The following is a 12357-nucleotide window of genomic DNA, read 5'->3' as shown; positions in this document are numbered from 1 at the left end:
TTTCAGACAATTGGATTGTGGCCCCTTTACGAACGTTGCGGAACTTCATTCCAATTTTAGTTTTGTCGACTAGGTTGTCTTAATGCCGGCGCATGAAACGCAGATGTCAAAGGGGATCGCGCCAGGGCGCGGGCTTCCGCGCGCCCTGCTTTTCGCGCTCATCTGCTCGACTGTGCTGGCCACAGAGGTGCGGCAGGCGGCGGCTTTCGAGATTTTCGGCATCAAGCTTTGGGGCTCGTCCAAGGACGAGGATGCCGACATCGTCGATCCGCTGCGCTACTCGGTGACGATCAATGCGCCTGACGCCGACAAGGATTTGGTCAAGAGGCTCGAAAATGCCTCGGCGCTGAAAAATGACGAGGATCATCCGGTATCGGGATCGCTCGGCCTGATGGCCAAGGCACGCGGCGACCGCGAACAGCTCGTCGCCGCCCTCTACGCCGATGCTCGCTACGAAGGCGTGGTCACCATCACGATCGAGGGCAAGTCGATCGACGAATTGCCGCCGGATGCCGAATTCAAGGGGCCACAGCCCATTCCGGTGGTCATAACGGTTTCCCCCGGGGCGAAATTCACGCTTGGCAACATCCGGCTGAAGGGCGATGCGGCGGGGTTGGCGGCAGCCGATTTCGGCCTGATCGCCGGCGGCGATGCCGGTTCAGGCGCAGTGCTCAAGGCCGAACTGCTGATCGTGCGGGCGCTGAAGGAAGAGGGCAGGCCGCTTGCCAAGGTCACGAACCGCGAGATCGTCGCCGAGCACACCAGCTCGACGCTGGACGTGACGTTGACGGTGGCCGCCGGCCCGGTCGCCGGCTATGGCGACACGACGGTCGAGGGCACGGAAAAGGTCGATCGCGACTTCACCGAATACATGACCGGGCTGAAACGGGGCCAGCAATATTCGCCGCAGGAGATCGACGATGCGCGCGACCGGCTGCTCGGGCTCGAGGTCTTCAACAGCGTGACGATCAAGGAAGGCGACAGGCTCGACGCCAACGGCAACATTCCGATCGGCGTCCAGGTGAGCGAGCGCAAGCCGCGCTATTTCGGCGTCGGCGGCAGCTTCTCGAATACCGAAGGCCTGGGGCTCGAAGGCTACTGGGGCCATCGCAACCTGTTCGGCCAGGCGGAGAAGCTGCGCATCGACGGATCGATCAGCGGCATCGGCAACAACAGCCTTTCCGCGCTCAACTACAACGCCGGCGTCATGTTCGAGAAGCCGGGCGTGCTCGGGCCGACGTCGAAATTCTTCACCGGCATCAAGACGGTGTTCGAACACCCCGATGCCTATGACCATTTCTCGGTCAAGGGCGACGTCGGCGTTTCCTACGATCTCGACAAGAAGCAGAGGGTGTCGGCCGAATTCGACCTCGATTATTCGAGGATCACCGACGCCTTCGGCAAGCATACCTATCTGATCGCCAGCGTGCCGCTGCAATATGTCTATGACAGCCGCGACAACAAGCTGAACCCGACCAGGGGATTCCGATTCTTAGCCTATGCCGAGCCGAGCTACGACATATTGAACGGCGCGACGTTCCTGAAGCTGAAGGGCGAGGGCTACACCTACCAGTCGCTCGACACGGCAAGCCGGTTCGTGCTCGCCGAGCGCGCGACGCTGGGCTCGATCGTCGGCACCGGGCTGCAGAACGTGCCGGCCGACCGTCGCTTCTATTCCGGCGGCGGCGGCTCGGTGCGCGGCTATGCATATCAGGGCATCGGCCCGAAGGATATCAACGGCCAGCCGATCGGCGGTCTCTCCTTCTTCGAAACCTCGGTCGAGATGCGCATCGGCGTCACCGACACGATCGGCATCGTGCCCTTCGTCGATGCCGGCACCGTCTCGACCAAATCCTTCCCCGATTTCTCGAATGTGAAGGTCGGCGCCGGCGTCGGCCTGCGCTATATTACTCCCTTCGGGCCGTTGCGCATCGACGCTGCCGTGCCGCTCAACCGCGATCCGGGCGATCCGCATTTCGGCATTTATGCCGGCATCGGCCAGGCGTTCTGACGATGAAGATGGTCTGGCGCATCCTCCGTATCTGCCTCTACGCGCTGCTTGTGCTGCTCGTGGTGGCGATCGGCGCGCTTGTCGTTCTGACCGGCACCGAAGGCGGCCGGCAGAATCTTGCCGGCCTGATTTCGAAGGTGGCTTCGAGCGAGGACCGCAAGGTGACGGTCAGCGGCATCGAAGGCATCTGGTCGGGCGCGCTCAGGGTCGACCACATCGTGCTGGAAGACCGCGCCGGCCCCTGGATGGTGGCGCGCAAGGTAGCGCTCGACTGGTCGCCGGCGGCGCTGCTGTCCTGGAATTTCAATGCCAATCACTTAGCCGCCGAGCGCATCGAGCTGGCGCGGCTGCCGCAACCGAGCCAGCAGCCATCGCAAGGTGGCTCGTCCAGCCTGCCGGTGTCGATCGACGTGAAGCAGATCGACCTGCCGGAGATCGCGCTTGGACAGGAGCTTGCCGGCAGCGGCATCGCCGAACTGGCCGCCAAGGGTTCGCTCAAGGCCGATCCGTCGCCGCTGGCGATCGAAAGCGTGCTCAACGTCAGCCGCCATGACGGCAAGCAAGGCAATGTCGACGCCAAGATCCACTTTGCGCCGGCCGACAACAAGCTCGACCTCGACCTCAAGGCGTCGGAACCGGCCGGCGGCATCATCGCCAATTTGCTCAAGCTGCCGGATGCGCCGCCCGTCAACATCGTCGTTTCCGGCGGCGGGCCTTTGGCCAACTGGAGCGGCGTCGGCACCTTCATGGTCGACGGTCGGATCGTCAGCCAACTGACCGGCCGGCACCAGCTCACTGACAAGGGCCACCGCATCGAGGCCAAGGGCGACGGCCAGTTCGAAGAGTTCCTGCCGGAGAAGATAAAGGCTTTGTTTGCGGGTAAGACGAGCTTCGACCTTGCCGGAACGGCGACCGCGTCGGGTGGGATCGATATCGAGCAGGCCATCATAGAGAGCGATGCGGTGCACGGCACTGCCACCGGCAATGTCGATCCGAAGGGCGCCAGCGACCTGGCGGTCGAGCTCTCCGCCAAGGACAAGCCGGTCACCGTCGATGTCGGCAACAGCGCGGTTCCGATCCTGGTCGCGGTCGAAAAGGCCACGGTGCGCGCCTTCGGCGACGGCAAGGCGCCGATGGTCGATATCGGCACGTCGCTTACTTCGGTCGCCGTCGGGGGCACGCAGCTCAACAATATTACGGGCGAGATCCATTCCGACGGCTTCGATGTCGAGACCCTTAGCGGCCCGGTCGCCATCAAGCTCGCGGCCGCCGGCCTGAAGACCGATGTGGCGACACTGGCGCCGCTGGTGACCGGCAAGCTCGCCGCGGACCTTTCCGGCACGATCAGCCGCGAGACCGTGACCATCGACAAAGGCACCTTGCGCAGCGATGCGCTCAATGCCGGGCTGACGGCAAATGTGGTGCTGGCCGACCTTTCAATGACGCTGAAGATGAATGCCGACACCGTCTCGAAGGCATTGCCGCCGCAGATCAGCTCGCTGCTTGGCGAGCGGGTGAAATTCTCGGCCACCGCCACGCGCGATCCGCAAGGCGCGTTCGCCGCCAATTCGCTGGAGATCAGTTCCGGCTCGCTCAGCGCCAGCGGTACCGGCAGCATGCAAGGATCGGATATCCAGGCCAGCGTCAAAGGCACGTTGGGCGATGTCTCGCCACTGTCGTCGCTCGCCGGCACGCCGCTTGCCGGCGGGGTCAATTTCGCGCTGACCACGAGCGGCCCGCGCTGGGCGCCGGATTTCTCCGTTTCAGCAGACAGCGCCAGCCTGACGGCCGCCGGCCGCACCGTGAACGACATCAAACTCTCGGCCAAGGGCAAGGCCGACATCGCCAACCCGTCCGCCGAAATCTCGCTGACGGGCAGCGCCGAGGGGCAGGCGCTGGACATCGAAGCCTCGCTGGTGACGGCCGACGGCAAGCGCTCGATCAGGGGTCTCAGCCTGGCGCTGGGCGACAACAAGGTCTCGGGCGATCTCGCGCTCGACGACAAGTTCCTGCCGCTCGGCACGCTGACGCTTGCCGTGCCCGACATCGGACCGCTCGCGGTGCTCGCAAATCAGAGCGCGACCGGCGATATCAACGGCACGATCGCCTTCGCCAAGGACGGCGAGGCACCGACCGTCACCATAAATGCGGCCAGCACGTCGATCGCGCGCGGCGATCTGGCGGCGAAAGCCATCACCGTCAACGCGCTGATCGCCAACTACCTGAAAGGGCCGGCGATCTCTGGCACGATCAAGGCCGGCAGCGTGACCTCCGGCGCCACGGTCATCAGCGGCATCAGCATCGATTTGAAGCGCGACGGCGATTGGACGAACTTTACCGGCGGCGCCACGGCGTCCGGCATTCCGGCCACTGCCACCGGCCGCGTGAAGATCGCCAACGGCACGACAAGCGTGGAAATCGCTTCCGGCGAGGCGACGGTGCGCGGCATCAAGGCGGCCATCGCCGAGCCTTCCAGCCTCTCCATCGCCAATGGCGTGACCGCCATCGAGAAGCTCGCGCTCAATCTCGGCGGCGGCTCGGCAACGGTTTCCGGGAGCGCCGGTCAGGCCCTGGACCTGACAGCAAACCTCGCTAACCTCCCGTTGGCGCTCGCCAATGATTTCGTGCCCGGCCTCGACGGGGCCGGAACGCTGGAAGGCACGGCACACGTCACGGGTCCATCGTCCAATCCCGACATTCAGTTCGACGCGAAGTTGGCGGGCGCCGAGACCAGCCAGACCCGGCAGGCGGGGCTCGGGCCGCTGGATCTGGACGCTGCCGGTACCTACACGCTGGCGGGCGGCGTCGCCCTGGACCACGCCACGCTTTCGGGCGAAGGGATTTCAGGCAAGGCCGCCGGCACTCTCAACCCGAACGGCGCCAGCGATTTCTCTCTCGATCTTACCTCATCCGGAGCCAGCCTGCCGTTGACCGTCGGCAGCGCCCAAAGCCCGGTCAAGATCGCCGTCCAGTCCTTGTCGGCAAAGATGGCGGGCGAAAGCACGCAGGCGCGGCTCGATGTGTCCGCGATCCTTCCTTCCATTGCCGCCAGCCAGGCGACGGTCGACGGCCTCATCCTGGCGCTGCATTCGGATGCCTTCGACCTCAAGGGGCGGGCAGGTCAGGTTTCCGGCACGGTGTCGGTGGACAGGATTGGCCTCGACAATCCGACGATCGCGCCGCTGATCGCCGGCAAGGTCACCGCAAAGGTCAATGGCCGCCTGACGACCGATGCCGTTGCCGTCGACAGCGGCTCCTTGAGAAGCGATGCGCTCAACAGCCAGGTCGCCGGCCGGATATCGCTGGGCGACGGTTCGGTCGACCTCAATATGAACGCCAATGTCGCCTCTTCAGCCTTACCGGCGGCGGTGCGCGGCATGCTTGGCGAGAGCGCTGCGTTGAGCGCCTCGCTGAAGCGCGATGCCAATGGCAATGTCAATGTCGACAGGCTGAAGCTGAATTCCGGCGCGCTCAGCGCCGACGGGCAGGCGAGCCTTGCCGACGGCAGGTTGGCCGCCGGAATCAGAGGCGCCTTGAGCGATGTTTCGGGGCTGTCGAAAGACGCCAAGGGCGCCATCGCCTTTGTCTTGAACGCGCAAGGCCCGGTCACCACGCCGGACCTGTCGATGACGGTGAGCAGCGACCGGCTTTCCGTGGCGGCGCGCGAGATCACGGGACTGAAGCTTACGGCCAGCGGCAAGGCCGATGCCGCCAATCCGGCGGCCAATGTTGAGCTCACCGGCAATGTCGCCGGGCAGAATCTGCAAGGCAGCGCGGTGCTCGCCACGACCAATGGCAGCCGCGCGATCAATGGGCTTTTGCTGTCGCTCGGTCCGAACAAGATTGCCGGCGATCTCGCGCTCGACGATGCCTTCGTGCCGGTCGGCACCGTTTCGCTCGACTTGCCCGATATCGGGCCGCTGGCCGCGCTGGCGCTGGAAAAAGCCGAGGGCAATGTGCGCGGCACGATCGCTTTTACCAAGGCAGCCAACGGGCCCAATGTCGCCGTCAAGGCGAACACCTCCGAGATCAAGCGCGGCGATCTTTCCGCCAGGAATGTCGCCATTGACGCGCAGATCGCGAATTACATGGCAGCACCGGTCATTGCCGGTACGGTGCGCGCCGAGAGCGTGACTTCCGGCGGAACCGCCATCACCGGCATCGATGTCGATCTCAAGCGCGACGGCGACTGGACCGGTTTTTCCGGCGGCGCAACCGTCAAGAACATCCCGGCGAAGGCAGCCGGCCGGGTGAGGATCGCCAACGGCACGACGACGGTCGAGCTCGCGTCGGGCCAGGCGACGATGCAGGGCATCAAGGCCGCGATCGCGCAGGCCTCGACCGTGACCATCGCCAACGGGGTGACGACGCTCGACCGGCTGGTGCTGAATCTCGGCGGCGGCACGGCGACGGTGACGGGCAAGGTCGCGCAGACGCTCGACATCAACGCCAATCTGGCTCGGGTGCCGGTCTCGCTCGCCAACAGTTTCTCGCCGGGTCTCGACGCGGCCGGCTCGGTCTCGGGCACGGTCAAGGTCACCGGCGCGCCGGCGACCCCATCGGCCGCCTTCAAGATCGATGCCGCCGGCGTGCAGACCTCGCAGACGCGCGGCGCCGGCCTCGGCGGCATGAATGTGTCGTCGTCGGGAACCTTCGTCGGCAACAAGCTCGCCTTCGATGCCGACATCAGCGATGGCGCCGGCCTCGGCCTCAAGGGCGGCGGCACGGTGGCGACGGCAGGCACGCCCACCTTGGCGCTCGACTTCAAGGGCAAGGTGCCGTTTTCCTTCCTTGCCGCCAAGCTCGCCGCGCAAGGTCTGGCGCTCAACGGCACTGCCAATGTCGATGTGCAGGTACGCGGTCCCGCATCCGCGCCGGTGATCAGCGGCAAAGTCACGACATCCGGCGCGCGCCTTATCGATGCGCGTTCCGGCCTGGCGGTCAACGATATCGACGCCGACGTTTCGATCGGCGGCGGCGTCGCCAGGATCAATCGCTTGACCGGACAGCTGTCGACGCGCGGCAGCCTGTCGGCCAGCGGCACGGTGGGCATCACGCCGGCGCAAGGCTTTCCGGCCGACCTGTCGATCAAGCTCAGCGATGGCCGCTACACCGACGGCCGGGTGGTGACCGCCAATCTTGGCGGCGACCTGACCGTCAAGGGGCCGCTGGTCTCGGCACCGGTGATCGCCGGCACCATCAATCTGGCGAGGACGGTCATCACCGTTCCGGACAAGCTGCCCGGGTCACTCTCGGAACTCAACGTCAAGCACAAGAACGCGCCACGCGCCGTGCGGGCACAGGACAAGGCGCTGCGCCCGCCAACGTCCAGCGGCAGCAGCAAGGGCGGCAGCGGCCTGATCCTTGACGTGACGGTCAACGCGCCGAACCAGATCTTCATCCAGGGCAGGGGCGTCGACGCCGAGCTCGGCGGCTCGCTCAAACTAACCGGCCCGGCGTCGTCACCGCAGGCTGTGGGCACTTTCACCTTGCAGCGCGGACGGCTAACGATCCTTGCAAAACGGCTGACATTCACGGAGGGCACGGTCGGGTTCCAGGGATCGCTGGTGCCTTACCTCAATCTCACCGCGACCACCACGACAAGCAGTGCCACCGTGACAATCGTGGTTTCCGGCGAGGCGACCGATCCGAAATTCAACTTCTCCTCGGTGCCGGCGCTGCCCCAGGACGAGGTCCTGGCGCAGCTCATCTTCGGTCAATCCATGTCCAGACTGTCACCGCTGCAGATCGCCCAGCTCGCCGACGCCGCCGCGCAATTGGCAGGCGCCGGCGGCACGACCTCGCTGCTCGACAACCTGCGCAACGCAATCGGCGTCGACGATCTCGACGTGACGACGGACGAGAAGGGCGGCACCGCGGTTTCGGCCGGCAAATACCTTAACGACCGCACCTATGTGACCATACAGAAGGGCGACAAGCCGGGCTCCGGCAAGGCCACGATCGACCTCAATGTCGGTCGCGGCGTGAAGCTGCGCGGCGAGGCCAATGATGCCGGCGAAGCCAAGGGCGGCGTCTTCTACGAACGCGAATATTGAGGCCGCGCCGGCGCTTCTGTGTCTGCCCAGCAGGCTGGCCGCCGCGGGGACGGGGCCGTTATCCGTATAAAATGTATTGATTTAATCGCCCGCAACGATTTTTTGGGAAATCCGCCTCGCGATAACAAATTTGCGTCAAGACTGTCGCTAACGCGCGAACCGGGTTGTAGCCAAAGATGCACATTCCCTGGCATGTTCCTACTCCACACCGTGTTTTGACATCACGGTCTGGATGCGGAATGTTAAAAGGCGGAAAGCCAACAATGGGAGTAAGTCATGGCAATCTATAAGAGCAATGGTGATCGTGTTCCCGATCACATCCTGAAAATGGCTGAAGAAGCCAAATCGGGCGGTGTGGACCGCCGCGAATTCCTGGCTATGGCCAGCGTCTTCGGCGCATCGACGGCAATGGCCTATGGCATGCTCGGCCTCGCCGCGCCGACCCCGGCCCGGGCCGAGGACGTGCAGGGCAAGAAGGGCGGCGTGCTCAAGGTCGCGATGTCGATCAAAGATCCGAAGGATCCACGCACCGCCGACTGGTCCGAAATCTCCAATGCCGAGCGCCAGGCGCTCGAGCCGCTGGTGAAATACACGAAGGAATATACCTTCGCGCCGTATCTGCTGGCGAGCTGGGACATCAACGACGACGCCACCGAATACACGCTGCATGTGCGGCCGGGCGTCGAATGGAACAACGGCGACAAGTTCACCGCCGACGACGTGATCTACAATTTCACGCGCTGGGCGGATAAGGGCGCGGAAGGCAACTCCATGCCTGGCCGCCTCGGCAGCCTCGTCGACGACACGACCAAAAAGCTGCGCGAAGGCTCCGTCGTCAAGGTCGACGACATGACCGTCAAGCTCAAGCTGACCAAGCCCGACATCGCCATCATCCCGAACCTTTGCGACTATCCGGCGCTGGTCGTGCACAAGACCTTCGACGAGAAGGGCGCGAACTTCAAGAGCTGCCCGATCGGCACCGGTCCGTTCGAGCTCGTCTCCTACGACGTCGGCCAGAAGGTGGTCTACAAGCGCCGCGAGACCGGCAAGTGGTGGCAGGGCGAGGCCTTCCTCGACGGCGTCGAGTTCATCGATTACGGCACCGATCCGGCCGCGACCGTCTCGGCCTTCGAGTCGGGCGAAGTCCAGACCAACCACGAAACGACCGCCGACTACATCAAGATCATCGCCGACGTCGGCGCTCCGGTCTCGGAAGTCGTGACGGCTGCCACCGTGGTGTCGCGCTTCAACATCACCCACAAGCCCTATGACGACCAGAAGGTTCGTCAGGCGATGTTGCTTGCCGTCGACAACGCCACCGTGCTGCAGCTCGGCTACGGCAATGCCGGCACGCCGGCCGAAAACCACCACGTCGCGCCGATCCATCCGGAATACGTCAAGCTGCCGGAGGTCAAGCGCGACATCGCCAAGGCCAAGCAGATGCTGACGGAGGCCGGCGCGATCGATTTCGAGCACGAGCTGATCAGCAACGACGAGGACTACCACAAGAACACCACGGACGCGATCGCCGCCCAGCTGCGCGAAGCCGGCATCAAGGTGAAGCGCACCGTGCTGCCGAGCTCGACCTTCTGGAACGACTGGACGAAGTATCCGTTCTCGGAAACCAACTGGAACATGCGCCCGCTGGGCATCCAGGTGATCGCCATCGCTTACCGCACCGGTGAAGCTTGGAACGAGACGGCCTACGCCAATCCGAACTTCGACAAGAAGGTGAACGAGGCGCTCGGCATCGCCGATGCGGAGAAGCGCAAGGTTGTGATGAAGGATATCGAGCAGACCCTGCAAGATTCCGGCATCATCATCCAGCCTTACTGGCGCAAGCTCTACATCAACATCAAGCCCGAGGTGAAGAACCACTCGATGCACCCCACCTACGAGCACGACTTCGGCAAGGTCTGGCTCGAGCAGGCATGATCCATAGCACGATGGATACGAGGGGCCGCGGCCCCTCGTATTTGCAGCTTCGTCGCCGTTGCATATCGTGCAGCGGCGGCGGGGCGTCATCCGCTTTTCGAAACAGGGTTGAACGTATCTGACCCCAACCCGGCCGGCAGGGGGGCACATGTTCTCATTCATCGCCAGACGCATCGGCACGATACTGCTCACGATGCTGTGCCTGACGCTGGTCGTCTTCTTTCTCGTCAATCTCGAGCCCAATCTGAAGAAACTGGCGATCAGCCAGACCGAGATGCACACGCCAGCCGACCAGCTCGAAAGCTGGCTGGTCAATCATGGCTACCGGCAGAACTTCTTCGTGCGCTACGGCCAGTGGCTGGGTGTCCTGCCGAAGCATCCGATCACCGATCCGGCGACCGGCAAGACGACGCAACGCTTCTCCTTCTGCAACGACCCGGCCGAGCCGACATTCTCGGGCGTCCTGCAAGGCGATTTCGGCTGCTCAACCAAGTTCAAGACGACGGTCGCGGCCAAGCTGTTCCCGGCCCTCGGCGCCACCGGATTGTTGATGTTCTGGGTGCTGGCGGTGATGGTGCCGATCTCGCTGCTGATCGGCATTCTCGCCGGCATGCGCGAGGGCTCGCGCACCGACCGCGTGCTGTCGGTGGCCTCGATCGCCTCGACGGCGACGCCCGAATATGTGTCGGGCGTCATCTTCACCGTCATCTTCGCATCCTGGCTCGGCTGGCTGAACGGCTCGGCGGCGTCCGCCAGCCAGGGCATCACCTTCTACAATTTCACGCTGCCGGTGATCACGCTGGCGATCTACGGCATCGGCTATATCGCGCGCATGACACGCGCCTCGATGGTCGAGGTGATGACGCAGCAATATATCCGCACCGCCCGGCTAAAGGGCCTGTCCTTCAGCAGCGTGGTGATCAAGCATGCGTTGCGCAACGCGCTGATTGCGCCCTTCACCGTCATCATGTTGCAGTTCCCGTGGCTGCTCACCGGCGTCGTCATCGTCGAGGTGATGTTCCGCTACCAGGGTTTCGGCTACACGCTGGTCGAGGCCGCCGGCAACAACGACATCGACCTGCTGCTCGGCTGCTCGCTAGTCTCGGTGTTCATCGTGCTGATCACGCAGCTGATTTCCGACGTCGGCTACGCGTTTCTCAATCCGCGTATTAGGGTTCAGTAGGGGCAGGGGCCGATGCAAACCGAATATATCAGCGCCTTCAACGTGGTTATCGGCGTGCTCTGGCGGTTCTGGCCGGTGTGGGTCGGGCTCATCCTGGTGATGGGCGCCAGCTTTACCTACAAGAAGCGGCTCGGGCTCTACGGCCAGCTCTTCGACAGCGGCGTCGGCATCGCCGGCGTCTTCATCTGCCTGTTCTGGCTGTTCACGGCGATCTTCGCCTCCACCATCTCGCCCTTCGATCCGCTGGCACAGGTCTCGGTGATGAAGGACACGCTGCCCGGGGCGATCGAGCCGGCGTCGAAGCTCGTCTATTATTTCGGCGGCGACAAGCTTGCCCGCGACGTGTTCTCGCGCATGGTCTATGGCAGCCAGATCGTGCTGATCATCGCGCCGGCCGCCACCGGCTTCGCGCTGATGGTCGGCATCACGCTCGGCCTGCCGGCCGGTTATTATGGCGGCAAGATCGACACGCTCTTGTCGTTCCTTGCCAATCTGGTGCTGGCCTTCCCGGTCATCCTCTTGTTCTACCTGCTGGTAACGCCGGGCATCATGGACACGCCGATCCCCTATGGGATGGCGGGACTGTTCTTCCTGTTCCCGATCATCTTCTTCTGCGTGCTGTTCTGGACCCGCTACAAGAACCGGCCGGACCGGCTCTATATCCTGCTCGGCATCACGCTGGTCCTAGGCGGCTGGATCTATACGGGCCTCGTCTTCGACAAGGATCCGCTGCGCATCGTCCATATCGATCCCAACCAGCTCAACATCTTCGTGGCGGTGGTGTTCGCCTCCAGCCCGGGCGTGTTCCGCATCGTGCGCGGGCTGACCATGGACATCAAGACGCGCGACTATGTGGCGGCGGCGCAGACGCGCGGTGAATCGCCCTGGTACATCATGCTGTGGGAGATCCTGCCCAATGCGCGCGGTCCGCTGATCGTCGATGCCTGCCTGCGCATCGGCTACACGACGATCCTGCTCGGAACGCTCGGCTATTTCGGCCTGGGCCTGGCGCCGGAAAGCCCCGACTGGGGCACCGCGATCAAGGACGCCAGCCGCCTCTTGCGGTCCTTCATCCACCCGGCGCTGCCGCCGACGATTGCGCTGATGTCGTTCGTGCTGGGGCTGAACCTGTTGGCGGATTCGCTGCGTGAACAGTCGATGAAAGATTGATG

Annotated in this window: 5 protein-coding genes; all 5 read left to right on the top strand. The window is 64.0% G+C overall.

From position 1 onward, the window contains the following. Window positions 1–82 precede the first annotated feature (82 nt). The 5 genes from LB526_RS04290 to LB526_RS04270 all read left to right on the top strand — a co-directional run bounded on the left by LB526_RS04290 (window position 83) and on the right by LB526_RS04270 (window position 12355). Window positions 83–2011 carry an autotransporter assembly complex protein TamA gene (locus tag LB526_RS04290; RefSeq protein ID WP_224626344.1) on the top strand — a complete coding sequence of 643 codons (1929 nt, stop codon included), beginning with the start codon at window positions 83–85 and terminating at the stop codon, window positions 2009–2011. A gap of 2 nt (window positions 2012–2013) precedes the next feature. Beyond that, window positions 2014–8067, top strand: a complete 6054-nt coding sequence (locus LB526_RS04285) for a translocation/assembly module TamB domain-containing protein (protein ID WP_224626341.1) — start codon at window positions 2014–2016, stop codon at window positions 8065–8067. A 276-nt stretch (window positions 8068–8343) separates the two neighbouring features. Continuing rightward, window positions 8344–10002 carry an ABC transporter substrate-binding protein gene (locus LB526_RS04280; protein WP_224626339.1) on the top strand — a complete coding sequence of 553 codons (1659 nt, stop codon included), beginning with the start codon at window positions 8344–8346 and terminating at the stop codon, window positions 10000–10002. 148 nt (window positions 10003–10150) lie between these two features. Next, complete coding sequence (locus LB526_RS04275; RefSeq protein WP_140699362.1) at window positions 10151–11185, top strand: ABC transporter permease; 1035 nt, start codon at window positions 10151–10153, stop codon at window positions 11183–11185. Window positions 11186–11197: 12 nt separating this feature from the next. Then, complete coding sequence (locus LB526_RS04270; protein ID WP_140839587.1) at window positions 11198–12355, top strand: ABC transporter permease; 1158 nt, start codon at window positions 11198–11200, stop codon at window positions 12353–12355. Window positions 12356–12357 lie beyond the last annotated feature (2 nt).

The organism is Mesorhizobium sp. CA6 (assembly GCF_020165035.1).
GTDB lineage: Bacteria > Pseudomonadota > Alphaproteobacteria > Rhizobiales > Rhizobiaceae > Mesorhizobium.
Note: the sequence above shows the minus strand (reverse complement) of the source record. Positions and strands in the feature narration are given on the sequence as shown.